This is a genomic window from Alteraurantiacibacter buctensis (assembly GCF_009827655.1).
GTDB lineage: Bacteria > Pseudomonadota > Alphaproteobacteria > Sphingomonadales > Sphingomonadaceae > Alteraurantiacibacter > Alteraurantiacibacter buctensis.
In genome coordinates this window covers 136,618-152,856 of sequence record NZ_WTYV01000005.1, presented here as the reverse complement: position 1 = coordinate 152,856, position 16,239 = coordinate 136,618, and the positions used below count along the sequence as shown (strand labels likewise).

Below are 16,239 nucleotides of genomic sequence, written 5' to 3'. Positions count from 1 at the left end.
GCTGCAGCTAGGCATTACAGCATCATGAAGCGCATCATCGCCCCGCTTGCTGTCCTGGCTCTGCTGACCGGACCCGTCCTTGCCGATGTGGCACTGGCGCAGACCCGTGGGAATGGCGGGGCGGTGGCCAGCGAACAGCAACGGGCGCGTGAGCAGATGCAGGCCGGGCGCAACCTGTCCATCCGCGAGATCGAGCGGCGCATCCTGCCGCAGATGGCGGGCGACGAATATATCGGCTTCGAATACGATCCCTCGGCCAGCGCCTACCGCCTGAAATTTGTGCGGGATGGCCAGATGATCTGGGTCGATGTGGATGCCCGCACGGCGCGGGTGCTGCGGGTGTCGCGCTGATGGGGCATCGTGCACAGGGAAACCGCCACGCCGGTTGACGCGTTAATCTACAGCGACCACTTATCGGCTCGCACGTTTGCAGGGGAACACAGATGCGCATCCTGATTGTGGAGGATGAACCCACGCTGGGCCAGCAGCTCAAGAACACGCTGGAACAGAACGGCTATGCCGTTGACCTTTCCACCGATGGCGAGGACGGGCACTTCCTTGGCTCGACCGAGGAATACGATGCCGTGGTGCTCGACCTGGGCCTGCCAGAGATTGACGGGCTGACCGTGCTGGGCATGTGGCGCAAGGAAAAGCGCAACTTCCCGGTGCTGGTGCTGACCGCGCGCGATTCGTGGTCCGACAAGGTGGCGGGCCTCGATGCCGGGGCCGACGATTACCTGGCCAAGCCTTTCCAGACCGAGGAACTGATCGCCCGCCTGCGCGCGCTTATCCGGCGTGCTTCGGGCAATGCCAGCAGCGAGCTGATCGCCGGCGAAGTGCGGCTGGACACACGCTCTGGCCGCGTGACCCGCAATGGCGAGCCGGTGAAGCTGACCGCGCAGGAATACAAGCTGCTGTCCTACCTGATGCACCACAAGGGCAAGGTGGTCAGCCGCACCGAACTGATCGAGCATATCTACGATCAGGATTTCGATCGCGATTCCAACACCATCGAAGTCTTCGTCACCCGCATCCGCAAGAAGCTGGGTGCTGAGGTGATCACCACGATCCGCGGCCTTGGCTACAGCCTCGACGACCCCGGCCATTCGCGCGGCGAGTGATCCGGCGGGCGAGCGGCCTGCCGGCGGCACCGCGCCCTTGAGCGAAGTGCCGCAAGGCGCAGCCGCGCGCGGTGCGGACGTGGTTAGCGCAGCGCCGCACACCGGTTCCATCTCGCGCCGCATCCTGATGATTGCGGCCGGCTGGATCCTCGTCCTGCTGACGCTGGGCGGGGTGGCGCTGGACCGCACGCTGACCAGCATGGTTTCCAACCAGTTCGACGAGCAACTGGCGCAATCGCTGCGCGGCATGATGGCCAGTGCCGAGATCGACCCGCTGGGCGAGGTGTTCTTCAACCGCCCGCTGGGCGACCAGCGCTTCCTTGAGCCGAACAGCGGCTTTTACTGGCAGATCAACGGCGATGGCTTTGCGCCTTATCCGTCACGCTCGTTGTGGGACACTCCTTTGCCGATCCGCGACGATGTGCGCGCGGTGCAGCCGATCTTCTATGATCTCGTCAGCGAGAACGGTGAGGAGCTGCGCGTTGCCCAGCGCACGGTAACCTTGCCCGGCAGCGATGTGGAATGGCAGTTTGCCGTGGCCGGATCGCGCGCCGACCTGGAGGAGCAGCTTTCGCAGATCCGCGTGATCCTGGGCTGGTCCTTCGCCGTGCTGGGCATCGGCCTGTTCGTCATGGCCATGCTGCAAACCTGGTATGGCCTGGGACCGCTGCGCCGCATCCGCATGGCGATCCAGCGCATCCGTACCGCTGGGGCCAACCGCGTCACCGATCCGCTGCCGCTGGAAGTGCAGCCAATGGTGGAGGAACTGAACGCGCTGCTGGCCCATTCGGAACGCCAGGCCGAGGAAGCGCGGACCCATGCGGGCAACCTGGCCCACGCGCTGAAGACGCCGCTGACCGTGCTGACCAACGCCGCCAGCGCCCATGCGCCGGACCTCGACACCACGGTGCTGCGCGAAGTGATGACCATGCGCCGGCAGGTGGAGCACCACCTGGCCCGCGCCCGCGCCGTGGGCCGCCGCGCCGTGGGCCATGCCCGCACCGATGTGCGCGAGGCGGCGCAGGCGGTGGAGCGAGCCGTTTCGCGACTCTATCCGCAGGTTCGCTTCGACATTGACGGTGCCGCCCGCAGCGAAGTGGCGATCGAGCGGCAGGATCTGGAGGAGATGCTGGGCAACCTGATCGAGAACGCGGCCAAGTATGGCGGCGGCTCTGTCTTCGTCACCGTGGATGCCGATCCGGCGGCCGACCAATGCGCCGTCTGGATCGAGGATGATGGTGCCGGAATCCCCGAAGACCGGCGCGGCGAACTGTTCACCCGCGGGGCGCGGCTGGACACCGAAAAGCCCGGTACGGGCCTGGGCCTGGCCATCGTGCGCGACGTGGCGGAAATTTATGGCGGATCGATCGCGCTGGGCGAGAGCGAGGACCTGGGCGGCCTGCTGGTGATCCTGAACCTGCCGCGCGCCAAAGCGGGGTAATTTGGCAACACCTTGCGGTAAACCCTTGTTGCAGTGCGGAACCGCACGCGCGCCCAAGCCTTTTCTGATCCGGACGGGATAACTGCCGCAAGGCACCAGAAGGATCATTTTTTCATGCGTAAGACTTTGGCACTCTCGCTGGCCGTACTGGCCGCTGGCACCGCGACGCCGGCCCTGGCCCAGGACACTAACGGGTGGGGCGGCTTCTACGTAGGCGTCTCCGGTGGCTATGACATCCTCAACGATGACAGTATCGACACCGTCGATTTCGACAACGGCAACAACGGCACCTATGGCGACACTGTGGTCACCAGCACCGGGGCCAATGCCTTCTCGCCGGGCTTCTGCGGCGGCTCTCCCACCAGCACCGCGCCGGGCACCGGCTGCGATGGCGATGACAACGAGTTCAGCTATTCGGCGCGCCTGGGCTATGACATTCCCGTTGGCGACCGCATGATCGTGGGCCTGGTGGGCGAAGCCGGGATCACCGAAATCAAGGATCGGGTGACCGCCTTCAGCACCACGCCGGCCAGCTACACCTTCACGCGCGATATCGATTACACCGCCGCCATTCGTGGCCGCCTGGGCTGGGGACTCGATCGCGGGCTGGTCTACTTCACCGGTGGTTGGCTGCACGCCAAGATGGATAACCGCTTCGAAAGCACCAACACTGCCAACACCTTCACCCAGAACAACCCCAAGGGCTGGTCGGAAGGCTTCCAGGCCGGTGGCGGTGCGGAATACCGCATCAGTGAAGGCCTCTCGCTGGGCGTGGAATACCTTTACAACGACATCAGCAACGGCCGCTATTCGGTGACCGTGGGCCAGGGCACGGCCGGGGCCACCAATCCGTTCGTGCTGGCCGGCGGCGTGACCATGCACCCTTACGAGAAGGACTTCTCGTGGCACAGCCTGCGCGCGGTGGCCAACTTCCGGTTCTGATCCCGTCTGCCGTTTGACGGACGCGAAGGGCAGGGGCGGTTATCCGCTCCTGCCCTTTTTACATGCCTCGCCCGAAAGAATGTGGGCCTGCTGGCGAAGGGTTTTGCAAGCTGCTGCGTGATAGGGGCAAACAGGCCCTGTTTCACAAGCGAGGGAATGCTTGCCAGCCATGCCGGCGGTCCAGTCAGTCAGCGACTTCGCCTCTCCCGCGATGGAAGTGGGCGAGGCTGCCCTGCTGGCCCGCGTGGCCGCGCGCGATGCCGCCGCATTCCGCCAACTGGTGGAGCGGCACGCCGCCACGCTGCACCGCGTGGCCTGGCGCATGACGGGGGATGCGCACGAAGCCGAGGACATTGCCCAGGAGGCGTTGCTGCGGCTGTGGGACCATGCCCCGCGCTGGACCGAGGGGCGGCAGAGCGTGGCCGCCTGGTTGCGACGGATCGCGATCAACTTGGCGATCGACCGGCTGCGGCGCGGTCAGAGGATTGCAGGCGGGGAGGTGCCAGAGCGGGCCGACGAGGCTCCGCTGGCCGACGCCATGCTGGAGGCGAACCAGCAGGCCACCCGTGCCCGTGCGTTGATCGCCGCCCTGCCTGACCGGCAGCGTGCCGCCATCGTGCTGACCTATTACGAGGAGCTGTCCAATGCGGAAAGCGCAGCGGCGCTCGACATGCAGGTGAAGGCGTTCGAATCGCTGCTGTTCCGCGCCCGTGCGGCGCTGAAGGCTGCGTTTACCGCCGCAGGAGACGGGCGATGAGCCAGACCGATCCCTTCGATCCCGCGCTGAAGGCGCTGCTGGATGCCGACCGCGCGCCGTCGCTGTCTGGCGGGTTTGCCGACCGGGTGCTGGCCGCTACCGAGGGGCGCGCACCTGCGCTGCCGCCGCTGCGCCGTGCACCTGCCAGCCGCTGGCGTTCTGCCCGGCGGGTGGCGCTTGGCCTTGGTGCAGGGCTGTTGCTGTCGAGCGCGGCGGCGGCCACGGGCATGTTGCAGCAGGTTGGCATCGTGCTGCCGCAGCCGGTGCAGAAGATCGTCGATGACGTGGCGCAGAAAGTGACCGGGCGCGCGCCTGTCGCCGCACCAGCCGCCGCGCCGCCGCCTGCCACCCCCACTCTGCCGCCAGTGGTGGAAGGGCCGATCGACACGCCCGAGGAACTGGATACCGTGTTCTCCCGCGCCGATGCCCGCCGTCCCGAACGGGTCGCCCAGCGACGCGCTGTGGTGGACCAGCGGATCGATGCCGAACTCGACCGCCGCCGCGCCGCCGGCCTGCCGGTGCCCACGGCGCAGCAGGAGGCGGCACTGCGCCAGCGGCTGGCCGATGCCCGCGCACGCAGCGAAGCTGAGGGGGAAGAGCGCCGCGAGGCCCTGCGCGAGGAATTACGCCAGACCCTTGCCGAGGGCCAGCCGCTCACCCGCGAGACCTTGCGCCAGGCGCGCGAGGAGGCTGGCCTGGCCCCGGCACAGCGCCTGTCTCCCGAGCAGCGTTCCGCCCTGCGCCAGCGGCTGGCGGAACGGCGCGGCTTGGCCCTCCAGCCGGCCCCGACCCAAACGCCGGAAACAGAAATCGCACCCTAGGCGCGAAGGGCGGCGCGGGGCTCCTGCGTCAAGGGAATGAGGCCGCACCAAGCGCCTCGCCCCCTGAAGGAGAACGCCGATGCACAAGACCTTTCCAGCTCTCGTCGCCATTGCCCTGGGCGCGGCGCTGCTTGCCCCCACCGCATCCGCCGAAGCGCGCGAGCGTGTGACCAGCACCAGCCGCCAGCCCGGCCACCTTGCCCGTGATACCCAGGTCACCCGCCGCGACGGCGCCACGGCCAGCAGCCATTATGAAAGGACGCGGGGTGACGGCAGCGTGACCCGCTCGGTGCAGCAGAGCGATTTCCAGGGGCGCACCCGCTCCGCCCAGACCACCCGCACCCGCACCGAATCCGGCTCGGTGCTTTCCGGCAGCGCCACCGGGAGGGGCGGGCAGAGCTATGACATCTCCGGCGAACGGGTGCGGACCGGCAGCGGCTATACCGCCAGCCGTGCCGTCACCAACCAGGCGGGCGAAGTGGTCAGCAGCCGCGATGCATCGGCGGTGCGAGAAGATGGCAGCGTGACCCGTTCGGTCACCACCACCGGCCCGCAGCGCCCCCGCCGCCCGTAAACACTGTACTATACAGGGGGAGGAGGCAGTTCGGCATACTGGGGCAGGGTGTTATCCACCTTGTCCCAGTGTGGCTTGTCCTTCACGTAGATCACGTCCTGCGGGCTGACCTGCCCCGGATCGTCGAGACTGCCGGCCTGGACCATGATGTAATCCCCCGGCAGATCGCCCGAGGTATAGAGCCGCCCGCCGCAGCGCCCGCAGAAATGCCGCGTCACCCGCCCGCCCGTATCCCCGGTGTTGGTATAGGTGGCGGGCGTCCCGTCCATCGCCAGCTGGCTCTTGTGGATGCCGATGATCGTGGTGTGGCCGGTGCCGGTGGCCTTCTGGCAATCCCGGCAGCAGCACTGGCTGACGAACAGCGCCGGCGGCGTGATGGTATAGCGGATATCGCCGCACAGGCAGCCGCCCTCCATCGGCTGACTGGCCATCGCCTCGCCCGTCATGTCAGGCCCCGGCTGCGTGCTGCTGGTGATGGCGGATTACCTCGTCGATCACGAAGCGGATGAACTTCTCGCTGAACTCCGGGTCCAGCTCGGCCTCGATCGCCAGGGCGCGCAGCCGCTCGATCTGGCGCGCTTCGCGGCCCGGATCGCTGGGCGGCAGGTTGGAAAGCGCCTTGTACTGGCCCACCGCCTGGGTGATGCGGAAGCGTTCCGCCAGCATGTGGATCAGCGCGGCGTCGATGTTGTCGATGCTCTTGCGGTAGCCGGCCAGGACCGGATCGGGCTGCAGGTTGGTGTCCATCGCGCTCTGACTAGCACCAATTGCGCGCTTGCCAACACCCGCGTGGCCCTTCATGGGGACAGGCGAAATGTCGTCCAACGTGGTCCCCCTCAAGCGCGGTGCGGAACAGGGCAAGCCGTCGCTGGCCCCGATCCTGTCATTGACCGCCAGCGCCATGAATTCGGTCAACGCCGTCATCCTTGACCGGATGCAGAGCGAAATCCCGCTGATTCCGGCCCTCGCCGGCCACCTGATCACCGGCGGGGGCAAGCGGATGCGCCCCATGCTGACGATCGCCGGGGCCGAGGTGCTGGGTTACCAGGGCACGCGCCACCACAAGCTGGCCGCCGCCGTGGAATTCATCCATACCGCCACCCTGCTGCATGACGACGTGGTGGACGGCAGCGAGACGCGCCGCGGCAAGGACACGGCCAACATCGTCTTCGGCAACCCGGCCACCGTGCTGGTGGGCGATTTCCTGTTCAGCCGTGCGTTCGAGCTGATGGTGGAAGACGGCAGCCTGAAGGTGCTGAAGATCCTTTCCAGCGCCAGCGCGATCATCGCCCAGGGAGAGGTGGACCAGTTGGTCAGCCAGCGCCGGATCGAGACGAGCGAGGAACGCTACCTCCACATCATCGGCGCCAAGACCGCTGCCCTGTTCGCCGCGGCCAGCCGCATCGCCGCCGTGGTGGCCGAACGCAGCGAGGCCGAGGAAAAGGCACTGGACGACTATGGCCGCTATCTGGGCGTGGCCTTCCAGCTGGTCGACGATGCGATCGATTACGACAGCAACCGGGCCGAGATGGGCAAGGATGCCGGTGACGATTTCCGCGAAGGCAAGATGACCCTGCCGGTGATCCTGGCCTATGCCCGCGGGACTGAGGAGGAACGCCAGTTCTGGCGCGATGCCGTGGCGGGCTTTGCCAATTCGGACGAGGATCTGGCCCAGGCGGTCGAGATCATCCATCGGCACAACGCCGTGGCCGATACCCGCGAGCGCGCCCGCCTCTATGCCCAGCGCGCATGCGATGCCCTGGCCATCTTCCCCGACAGCGAAGCCCGTCGCGCTATGGTGGAAGCCGCCCAGTTCGCGGTGACGCGGGGCTATTAGGCCTCTCGCGCAGACATCTTCGTCACCCTGAACTTGTTTCAGGGTCCATTTCGCCGCACCAAAGGCGGATGAGGATCAGTAATGGATGCTGAAACAAGTTCAGCATGACGATTATGATTGAAGCGTCTCTCCCCATCCAAGCTGTCCTGCCGGACCTGCTGGCCGCCCTGCGCGCGCGCAGCAGCGCCGTGCTGATCGCCCCGCCGGGTGCGGGCAAGACCACGGCGGTTGCTCCGGCCTTGCTGGCCGAACCCTGGTGCACCGGGCAGATCCTGCTGCTCAGCCCGCGCCGCGTGGCCGCGCGGGCTGCGGCGGAGCGGATTGCGGAACAGATGGGTGAGCCGGTAGGCCAGACAGTCGGCTACCTCACCCGCCTCGACAGCAAGAGCAGCAAGGCCACCCGCCTGCTGGTGGTGACCGAGGCGATCTTCGTCGCCCGCATCCTGGCCGACCAGGAGCTGGCGGGCGTGTCCGCCGTGCTGTTCGACGAGGCGCACGAGCGGCATCTCGACAGTGACCTGGGCCTGGCGCTGGCGCTGGAATCGCAAAGCGTGCTGCGCGATGACCTGCGGGTGCTGGTGATGAGCGCCACGATCGATGGGGCGCGCTTTGCCGCGCTGCTTGGCGGGGACGCGCCGGTGATCGAGAGCGAGGGCAAGGCCCACCCGCTGGCAATCCGCTGGCTGGGCTCCAGCCCGGAAAAGCGACTCGAAGACAGCATGGCGTCGGCCATCCTGACCGCCTGGCGCGAGGAGGAGGGGGATATCCTCGCCTTCCTTCCTGGGGTGGGCGAGATCGAACGGGTGCGCGAGCGGCTGGTTGAGCGCCTTCCGGACAATCCCGTATTGCCGCTGCATGGCCAGGTCCTGCCGCAAGGCCAGCGCGAGGCGATCCGGCGCGATCCTTCAGGTCGGCGGCGCGTGGTTCTGGCCAGCAGTATTGCGGAAACCTCGATCACGCTGGACGGCGTGAGGGTGGTGGTGGACAGCGGCCTCTCGCGCCGGCCCGCCTATGATGTGGCGGCGGGAACCACCCATCTCGTGACGGTGTGTGCCAGCCAGGCCAGCGCCGCCCAGCGCGCAGGTCGCGCGGCGCGGCAGGGGCCGGGCGTGGCCTATCGCCTGTGGGAGGAGGGCGGCCATGCCGGGCGCGAGGCCTTCGATCCGCCGGAAATGCTCACCAGCGATCTTGCCCCGCTGACCCTGGCGCTGGCGCAATGGGGGGTGGACGATGCGGCCAGCCTGCCGTGGCTCGATCCGCCACCGGGGCCGGCCATGGCGGCGGCGCATGAGCGGTTGCAGGCGCTGGGTGCGCTGGACCGGGCAGGGCGGATCACCGATCACGGCCGCCGGATCGCTGCGCTGCCGATGGACCCGTGGCAAGCGGCCATGCTGCTGTTCGGCGCAGCGCACGGGGCGGGCGAGCAGACGGCCCGGTTGGCGCTGCTGCTGCAGGAGCGCGGACTTGGCGGCCGGGGCGAGGACCTGGCCTTGCGGTTGCAGCGGTGGGATGGCGACCGGTCGGGGCGGGCGGACGCGGCAAGGAAGCTGGCAGCCGGATGGGCGCGGCGGGCAAGCGGCATGGCCGAGCGCGCAAGGGCGGCCTGTCCCCCGCCTGGTGTGCTCCTGGCCCACGCCCTGCCGGACAATCTGGCCCGCCGTCGCGATGCTTCGGGGGAGAACTGGCTGTCTGCCGGCGGGCGCGGGTATGTGCTTGATCCCGCCAGTCCACTTGCCCGTGCGGAGTGGCTGGTGATCGGCGATGCGCAGGGCCGGGTCGGAGCTTCGCGCATTACCGCCGCGCTGGCGCTGGAGCCGGCCGAGGTCGAGCAATGGCTGGGCGCACGGATCGAACGCCGCCACACCGCGCGCTGGAACGCCGGCGAGGGCCGGGTGGAAGCGCGGCTTGAACGGCGGCTGGGGGCCATCACCCTGGCCAGCGGGCCGGACCCGCAGCCAGACCCGCAGGCGCTTGTGGATATCCTTCTGGAAAAGGCTGTGGAGCGGCTGGGGGAACTGCTGCCCCGCACCCTGCTGGCCCGCGCCCGGTTTGCCGGGCTGGACGCGCTTTCGCTGGATCGGCTGGCGGCGGAAGCGCGGGACTGGCTGGCACCGCTGCTTGCCGGGCGGCGCGATCTCGACCTGCCTAAGGGGGCGCTGACCGAAGCGCTCCTCAACCGCCTGACCTGGGACGAACGCCAGCAGCTCGACCGGCTGGCCCCGCGCGAGTTTGCCAGTCCCGCCGGCACGCACCATGCCATCGACTACGCGGCGGACGATGCCCCCAGCGTAGAGGTGCGGGTGCAGGCGGTGTTCGGGCTGGAACGGCATCCGATGATCGGCGCCACGCCGCTGCTGCTGAAGCTGACCGACCCGGGGGGCAAGCCGATGCAGGCCACGCGTGACCTGCCCGGCTTCTGGCAGGGAAGCTGGAAAGACGTGGCCAAGGACGGCAAGGGCCGCTACCCCAAGCACCGCTGGCCGGACGAACCCTGGGCCGAGAAGCCCAGCCTGAAGACGAAAAACGCCTTCAACCGCACTTGATTTGCGGCCCGCGAATCAGCAAAGGCTCGTTCCATGCAGGCACGCATCTTCCAACGCCCGAAAAACGCGATGCAGAGCGGCAAGGCTCTGGCTGAGCAGTGGATCCTCGAATTCGCCCCAGCGCAGGCCAGAAAGGCCGATCCGCTGATGGGCTGGGCCGGCAGCGGCGATACGCAGAGCCAGGTGCAGCTCAAGTTCGGCACTCAGGAAGCCGCGCAGGCCTATGCCGACAAATACGGCATCGATGCCGTGGTCCACGTGGTGCCGCCGCGGCGGTTGAAGCTGCAGGCCTACGCCGACAACTTCCGCTGAGGGCAGCGGGCGCGGCTATTTGGCGGGCGCAGCCCCGGCATCCCCGTCCGCCAGTTGCAGGCGACCAGCTTCGTAAGCGAGGCGACAATCGGTGGCATCGTGGCCGATGTCCTCGTCCAGCAGCGGCGTTTCGGTCATGCCGGGGCCGGTGAAGCGCTTGTCGTCACACTCGTTGTCATTGGCCCAGCGGCTGGTGTCGTCGCCGAAGTCCACCGTTCCATCTACCGGAGCAGACAGCGGGCGGGCGGGCACGGCCTGGCGCAGTTGCAGGTTGCCCGCCTCGTAGGCGGTGCGGCAATCGGTGGCGTCGTGGCCAATGTCCTCGTCCAGCAGCGGGGTGGCAGTCATCCCGGCGTCGATGAAGCGCTTGTCGTCACACTCGTTGTCGTTGGCCCAGCGGCTCGCATCGTCACCGAAGTCGATTGCGGCATTGCCGGCGGCGGCCAGGGCAGCGGGCTCCCCGGCGTCCTGGCTATCGGGCGAGGCCTGGCCACAGGCAGCCAGGGCCAGGGAAAGCGCGGCGGTGATGATGGTACGCATGGTTCAGGTTCCCCCCAGGTGCGATGCAGGCGATGACCCCTCTGCTACACCTCTCTCGATGCAGGGATACCCCTGCGCCCGAGGGGTTGCAATCGCCCAGCGCCAGGCCTAGATCGCGTTCCGGGAGTCGGGTGGACGTTCGCGTCTGCTCACCGGGTCAGGGCCGGAAGGCAGCAGCCCAGGTAGATGGCAGCGGGTCGCCCGGCTCCTTTTTTCCACACAGCCTTGGCATGACAAGCGCGCGCTCAGCGCCTACCTATCGCCGCATGGGTGATTCACCGGACGACGAACTCCCTCCCTGGGAAACGGGCGAGGACGAGGAGGAGGCGCAGCAGCCCTCTGCCGCCGAGCTTGAGGCGGCGGGGCAGAGCGCGCTGTTCGGCGAGCCGGCACCGGCACGACCGGAGCCGACGGCAGCCCCGGCACCCGCTCCCGCTGCGGCAGCCACCACGCAGCCCTATCGCGTGCTGGCCCGCAAGTACCGCCCGCAGACCTTCAGCCAGTTGATCGGGCAGGAGCCGATGGTCCGCACGCTGGCCAACGCCATTGCCCGCCAGCGGCTGGCCCATGCCTTCCTGATGACCGGGGTGCGCGGGGTGGGCAAGACCAGCACCGCCCGCCTGATCGCCAAGGCCCTCAACTGCGTGGGGGCTGACGGGCAGGGCGGCCCCACCATCGATCCGTGTGGGCAGTGCGAACCCTGCGTAGCTATTGCCGAGGGCCGCCACATCGACGTACTGGAAATGGACGCCGCCAGCCACACCGGCATCGATGACGTGCGCGAGATCATCGAGGCGGTCCGCTATGCGGCCGTCAGCGCGCGCTACAAGATGTACATCATCGACGAGGCGCACATGCTCTCCAAGCAGGCGTGGAACGGCCTGCTGAAGACGCTGGAGGAGCCGCCGCCGCACGTGAAGTTCCTGTTCGCCACGACCGAGGTGGACAAGGTGCCCGTCACCGTCCTGTCGCGCTGCCAGCGGTTCGACCTGCGGCGCATTTCGGCAGACCTGCTCCAGACGCATTTCGGCCACGTCTGCGATGCCGAGGGCGTGATGGTGGAAACCGAAGCGCTGGCAATGATCGCCGCCGCTGCCGAGGGCTCGGCACGCGATGGCCTGTCCATCCTTGACCAGGCGATTGCCCATGCGGACATGGAAGGCGGGGGCGAAGTCACCGCTGCCAAGGTGCGCGAGATGCTGGGCCTGGCCGACAAGGGCGCCCAGCGCGCCGTCTTTGCCAGCCTGCTGGGCGGCGATGCCCGCGCCATGCTGGCCGCGATGAACGACCAGTATTCGCTGGGCGTGGAGCCGCTGGCCCTGATGCGCGGCGCGCTGGACCTGGTGCACCGCATCACCGTGGCGCAGATCGCCGAGGGCGAGGCGGACGGCGGATCGGAGGAGGAGCGCGCCATCATCGCCGGCTGGGCCGCGCGCCTATCCGCCGGGCAGGTCCACCGCCTGTGGCAACTGCTGCTGAAGGGGCACGACGAGGTAAAGACGGCGCCCGATCCGCTGGTGGCCGCGCAGATGGCGCTGCTGCGGGTGATGCACGCGGTCGACATGCCCGATCCCGGCAAGCTGGAAAAGCTGCTGAAGGAAGCGGCAGAGCGCGGCGTGGGGATGGCCGGCGCTGCCGCTGCTCCCTCCGGGCCTGCCGCCGCCGCCGGACATCCCGCCACCGCCTCGATGCCCGCGCCGGAGATCGAATGGTCGATCCTGTGCGACCGGGTGGAGCAGGAAGGCCTGCTGCGCGTGGGCCAGATCATGCGCGACTGGGTGCGGGTGATCGAACTGCGCCCCGGCCACCTGCGTTATACCACCCCCGCCACTTTCACCGACGAGATCGGGCCCGACCTGAAAGATGCCCTGCTGCGCGCCACCGGTGAGCGGTGGGACGTGGCCCGGGGAACGGGCGAGGGTGCCCCTTCGTTGCGTGAGCGCGAGGAGGAAGCCGCCCGCGCCGAGGAGCAGCGCGTGAAAAGCCACCCGCTGGTGCAGGCAGCGCTGGCCGCCTTCCCGCAAGCCGAACTGATCGATGCGGTCGCCACCGGCCGCGAGACCTGGAGCAAGAGAGCGTAAATCCTATGCAGTCGATGGAAGAAATGCTGAAGGCCGCACAGGCCGCCGCCGAGAACATCCAGAAGCAGATGAACGAGGCGCAGGTAAAGCTGGACAGCGTGGAAGTGGAAGGCCGCTCGGGCGGCGGCCTGGTCACCATCCGCGCCACGGCCAAGGGCCGCATCCTGGGCGTGGCGATCGACGACAGCCTGATGCAGCCCAGCGAGAAGCAGATCCTGGAAGACCTGATCACCGCCGCCTTCAACGACGCCCGCGACAAGGCCGACCGCGCCAGCAACGAGGAAATGCAGAAGATGCAGAGCGGGCTGGGCCTGCCGCCGGGGTTCAAGCTGCCGGGGATGTGAGGGCCTCGCGGGCGACCGGGCGCCGCTCGATGCTTTCCTACAGGCAAGGCGTTGTGCAAGCCTGGCGTCATGCCGTTGCCAGCTCTGCATTTGCCTGCATCCACCGCCGGGCAAGATTGCACCTTGCCGTCCAAGGTGACACTTTGGCCCGCAAGGTTACATTTCACCTCTGAACCTTGTTCCATGTGTTCCAGGTTCCAAGCGAATCAAGCATTTGGCGGCTAATGCTCGGGCATCCACAGGTGCGCCCCGTGCTTCGGTTGCATGGCTCGCAAGGCCTCCCCATATGAGGTGCCAAGCAACCCCTCCCGGATACCCCGCACATGATCACCAAGTCCCTTCCGCTCCTGCCCCTGCGCGACATAGTCGTGTTCCCGGGCCTGCTCGTCCCACTGTTCGTGGGGCGCGAGAAGTCGGTTGCCGCGCTGGAAGCGGCGATGGCGGAGGACCAGGGCATCGTGCTGGTCACCCAGCGCGACGAGAAGTGCGACGATCCCGCGCAGGCGGACCTCTACGAGGTGGGCGTGATCGCGCAGGTGCTGCAGATGCTGAAGCTGCCCGATGGCACCGTGCGGGTGATGGTGCAGGGCCAGGTGCGCGCCTCGCTCGATGCGCTGGAAGAGGCTGACGGGCTGGTCCGCGCCACCGTTACCGAGCTGGCGGAGACCGGCGAGGGCACCGGGACCGTGGAAGCCAGCGCGCTGATGCGCACCGCGCTCGACCATTTTGCCGACTATGCCCGCAACTCCAAGAAGCTGCCGGAAGAGCTGGAAGGCGAACTGGCGCAGATCGAGGACCCGGGCCAGTTGGCCGATACCATCGCCGGCAACCTGACCGCGCGCGTCGCCACCAAGCAGGAGCTGCTGGCCCAAACCAACCCGCTCACGCGGCTGGAAATGGTCGTCTCAGCCATGGATGGCGAACTGTCGGTGATGCAGGTGGAGCGCAAGATCCGCGGCCGCGTGAAGCGACAGATGGAGAAGACCCAGCGCGAGTACTACCTGAACGAGCAGTTGAAGGCGATCCAGAGCGAACTGGGAGGCGGGGATGACGGCGAGGGCGACGAGATTGCCGAGCTGCAGAAGCGCATCGACAAGCTGAAGCTGTCCAAGGAAGCCAAGGCCAAGGCCGAAGGCGAGCTGAAGAAGCTGAAGCACATGCAGCCGATGAGTGCCGAGGCAACGGTCATTCGCAACTACCTCGACGTGCTGCTGGGCCTGCCCTGGGGCAAGAAGAGCAAGCTGAAGAAGGACATCGCCACTGCGCAGGCCGTGCTCGATGCCGATCACTACGCGCTCGACAAGGTGAAGGACCGCATCGTCGAGTACCTGGCAGTGCAGGCGCGCACCAACAAGTTGAAGGGGCCGATCCTGTGCCTGGTCGGTCCGCCGGGCGTGGGCAAGACGTCGCTCGGCCAGTCGATCGCCAAGGCCTGCGGGCGCGAGTTCATCCGCCAGAGCCTGGGCGGGGTGCGTGACGAGGCCGAGATTCGCGGCCACCGGCGCACCTACATCGGCTCGATGCCGGGCAAGATCGTGTCGAACCTGAGGAAGGCCGGCACCAGCAACCCGCTGTTCCTGCTGGATGAGATCGATAAGCTGGGCCAGGATTTCCGGGGCGATCCGGCTTCGGCGCTGCTTGAGGTGCTTGATCCGGAACAGAACGCCAAGTTCCAGGATCACTACCTGGAGCTGGACATCGATCTGTCCGACATCATGTTCGTGTGCACCGCGAACAGCCTCAACCTGCCGCAGCCGTTGCTCGACCGGATGGAGATCATCCGGCTGGAAGGCTACACCGAGGACGAGAAGGTCGAGATCGCCCAGCGCCACCTGATCGAGAAGCAGGTGAAGGCCCACGGCCTGAAGAAGGGCGAGTTCTACCTTGAGGAAGCGGCCCTGCGCGACCTGATCCGCTACTACACCCGGGAAGCCGGCGTGCGGACGCTGGAGCGCGAGATCGCGCGGCTGGCCCGCAAGAGTCTGCGCCAGATCCTGGAAGGCAAGGTTCAGAGCGTGCGGGTGACGCCCGACAACCTCGGTGACTTTGCCGGGGTGCGCAAGTTTAAGCATGGCGAGAGCGAGGCCGAAGCCCAGGTGGGTGCCGTTACCGGCCTGGCCTGGACCAGCGTGGGCGGCGAGTTGCTGACCATCGAAAGCGTCACCGTGCCCGGCAAGGGCGAGGTCAAGACCACCGGCAAGCTGGGCGAGGTGATGACCGAGAGCGTGGCGGCAGCCTTCAGCTTCGTGAAGGCGCGGGCGCCCGCCTATGGCATCAATCCGTCGATCTTCAACCGCAAGAACGTGCACATCCATCTGCCCGAAGGCGCGGTGCCTAAGGACGGTCCGTCTGCCGGTATCGGCATGGTCACCTCTATCGTCTCGACCCTGACCGGCGTTGCCGTGCGGCCCGATGTGGCGATGACCGGCGAGGTCACCCTGCGCGGGCGGGTGCTGGCGATCGGCGGGCTGAAGGAGAAGCTGCTGGCGGCTCTGCGCGGCGGCATCACCAAGGTGCTGATCCCGGCCGAGAACGAGAAGGACCTGGCCGAACTGCCCGACAACGTGAAGCAGGGGCTGGAGATCGTTTGCGTGTCCCACGTCGACGAAGTGCTGGCCCATGCCTTGGTGCACATGCCCGCGGCCATCGAATGGACCGAGGCGGATGACCTTGCCAGCCAGCCGCAGCCGGGCGGCGCTTCCGGCGCAACCACACACTGATTCGGCCCTGTTGGCCCCCGCAGCGGCCCCTTGCGCAGCGATTGCGTCAGGGGTTGGCACCGTTTGTCCATGAAATTGCCACAATCGGGCGGGCGGGAGCCGCTAAGGCCTAGACAGCGCCGTGAAAACTCGCTCAATTCCCGCCCCAATCGCGATGCGATTTTGAACTTCGAGAATAACAACAATACCGAGGGGGCAACCGGACA

The 16,239-nt window shown here is 67.6% G+C and carries 16 protein-coding genes and 1 other RNA gene; 14 read left to right on the top strand and 3 right to left on the bottom strand.

Going from position 1 to position 16,239, the window contains the following annotated elements; all coding sequences use genetic code 11:
* The first annotated feature begins 24 nt into the window (after nucleotides 1-24).
* The 7 genes from GRI99_RS12875 (at nucleotide 25) to GRI99_RS12845 (ending at nucleotide 5,656) form a co-directional block, all read left to right on the top strand.
* The gene (locus tag GRI99_RS12875) at nucleotides 25-351 is read left to right on the top strand and encodes a hypothetical protein (protein ID WP_160772458.1); all 327 of its coding nucleotides are present in this window, start codon (nucleotides 25-27) and stop codon (nucleotides 349-351) included.
* 92 nt (nucleotides 352-443) lie between these two features.
* On the top strand, nucleotides 444-1,121 hold the full coding sequence (locus tag GRI99_RS12870; protein WP_160772457.1) for a response regulator transcription factor: 678 nt from the start codon (nucleotides 444-446) through the stop codon (nucleotides 1,119-1,121).
* Nucleotides 1,078-2,562, top strand: a complete 1,485-nt coding sequence (locus GRI99_RS12865) for a sensor histidine kinase (RefSeq protein ID WP_439098437.1) — start codon at nucleotides 1,078-1,080, stop codon at nucleotides 2,560-2,562. The genes GRI99_RS12870 and GRI99_RS12865 overlap by 44 nt, the downstream gene beginning before the upstream one ends.
* A gap of 114 nt (nucleotides 2,563-2,676) precedes the next feature.
* Nucleotides 2,677-3,504 carry an outer membrane protein gene (locus tag GRI99_RS12860; protein ID WP_160772456.1) on the top strand — a complete coding sequence of 276 codons (828 nt, stop codon included), beginning with the start codon at nucleotides 2,677-2,679 and terminating at the stop codon, nucleotides 3,502-3,504.
* Between the two features lie 169 nt (nucleotides 3,505-3,673).
* Nucleotides 3,674-4,261: a sigma-70 family RNA polymerase sigma factor gene (locus GRI99_RS12855; RefSeq protein ID WP_160772455.1), complete on the top strand. Its 588-nt coding sequence runs from the start codon at nucleotides 3,674-3,676 to the stop codon at nucleotides 4,259-4,261.
* Complete coding sequence (locus tag GRI99_RS12850; protein ID WP_160772454.1) at nucleotides 4,258-5,082, top strand: hypothetical protein; 825 nt, start codon at nucleotides 4,258-4,260, stop codon at nucleotides 5,080-5,082. Before GRI99_RS12855 ends, GRI99_RS12850 begins: the two co-directional genes overlap by 4 nt.
* 79 nt (nucleotides 5,083-5,161) lie before the next feature.
* Nucleotides 5,162-5,656, top strand: coding sequence for a hypothetical protein (locus GRI99_RS12845; RefSeq protein WP_160772453.1), 495 nt, complete (start codon nucleotides 5,162-5,164; stop codon nucleotides 5,654-5,656).
* An 8-nt stretch (nucleotides 5,657-5,664) separates the two neighbouring features.
* On the opposite strand, the gene GRI99_RS12840 is transcribed toward GRI99_RS12845, so the two are convergent.
* Together GRI99_RS12840 and GRI99_RS12835 are read right to left on the bottom strand one after the other, a co-directional pair.
* Complete coding sequence (locus GRI99_RS12840; RefSeq protein WP_160772452.1) at nucleotides 5,665-6,102, bottom strand: GFA family protein; 438 nt, start codon at nucleotides 6,100-6,102, stop codon at nucleotides 5,665-5,667.
* Between the two features lies 1 nt (nucleotide 6,103).
* A complete protein-coding gene (locus tag GRI99_RS12835; RefSeq protein ID WP_160772451.1) occupies nucleotides 6,104-6,403 on the bottom strand; it encodes a chorismate mutase in 300 nt (99 codons plus the stop codon).
* Nucleotides 6,404-6,470: 67 nt separating this feature from the next.
* Between GRI99_RS12835 and GRI99_RS12830 the strand changes: the two genes are divergently transcribed.
* From GRI99_RS12830 to GRI99_RS12820, 3 genes are all read left to right on the top strand, one after another.
* Complete coding sequence (locus GRI99_RS12830) at nucleotides 6,471-7,493, top strand: polyprenyl synthetase family protein (RefSeq protein WP_160772450.1); 1,023 nt, start codon at nucleotides 6,471-6,473, stop codon at nucleotides 7,491-7,493.
* Nucleotides 7,494-7,597: 104 nt separating this feature from the next.
* Nucleotides 7,598-10,036 (top strand): ATP-dependent helicase HrpB, encoded by a 2,439-nt coding sequence (hrpB, locus tag GRI99_RS12825; protein WP_160772449.1) that lies wholly within the window; start codon nucleotides 7,598-7,600, stop codon nucleotides 10,034-10,036.
* Between the two features lie 33 nt (nucleotides 10,037-10,069).
* Nucleotides 10,070-10,348, top strand: a complete 279-nt coding sequence (locus GRI99_RS12820) for an ETC complex I subunit (protein ID WP_160772448.1) — start codon at nucleotides 10,070-10,072, stop codon at nucleotides 10,346-10,348.
* A 15-nt stretch (nucleotides 10,349-10,363) separates the two neighbouring features.
* Here GRI99_RS12820 and GRI99_RS12815 read toward each other — a convergent pair whose 3' ends face one another.
* On the bottom strand, nucleotides 10,364-10,888 hold the full coding sequence (locus tag GRI99_RS12815; protein ID WP_160772447.1) for a hypothetical protein: 525 nt from the start codon (nucleotides 10,886-10,888) through the stop codon (nucleotides 10,364-10,366).
* A 120-nt stretch (nucleotides 10,889-11,008) separates the two neighbouring features.
* On the opposite strand from GRI99_RS12815, the gene ffs reads away from it, so the two are divergent.
* The 4 genes from ffs to lon all read left to right on the top strand — a co-directional run bounded on the left by ffs (nucleotide 11,009) and on the right by lon (nucleotide 16,033).
* An RNA gene (gene ffs, locus GRI99_RS12810) (signal recognition particle sRNA small type) lies at nucleotides 11,009-11,103 on the top strand.
* Between the two features lie 51 nt (nucleotides 11,104-11,154).
* Nucleotides 11,155-12,969, top strand: a complete 1,815-nt coding sequence (locus GRI99_RS12805; protein ID WP_160772446.1) for a DNA polymerase III subunit gamma/tau — start codon at nucleotides 11,155-11,157, stop codon at nucleotides 12,967-12,969.
* Nucleotides 12,970-12,974: 5 nt separating this feature from the next.
* On the top strand, nucleotides 12,975-13,313 hold the full coding sequence (locus GRI99_RS12800) for a YbaB/EbfC family nucleoid-associated protein (protein ID WP_160772445.1): 339 nt from the start codon (nucleotides 12,975-12,977) through the stop codon (nucleotides 13,311-13,313).
* A 323-nt stretch (nucleotides 13,314-13,636) separates the two neighbouring features.
* On the top strand, nucleotides 13,637-16,033 hold the full coding sequence (gene lon / locus GRI99_RS12795) for an endopeptidase La (protein ID WP_160772444.1): 2,397 nt from the start codon (nucleotides 13,637-13,639) through the stop codon (nucleotides 16,031-16,033).
* Nucleotides 16,034-16,239 lie beyond the last annotated feature (206 nt).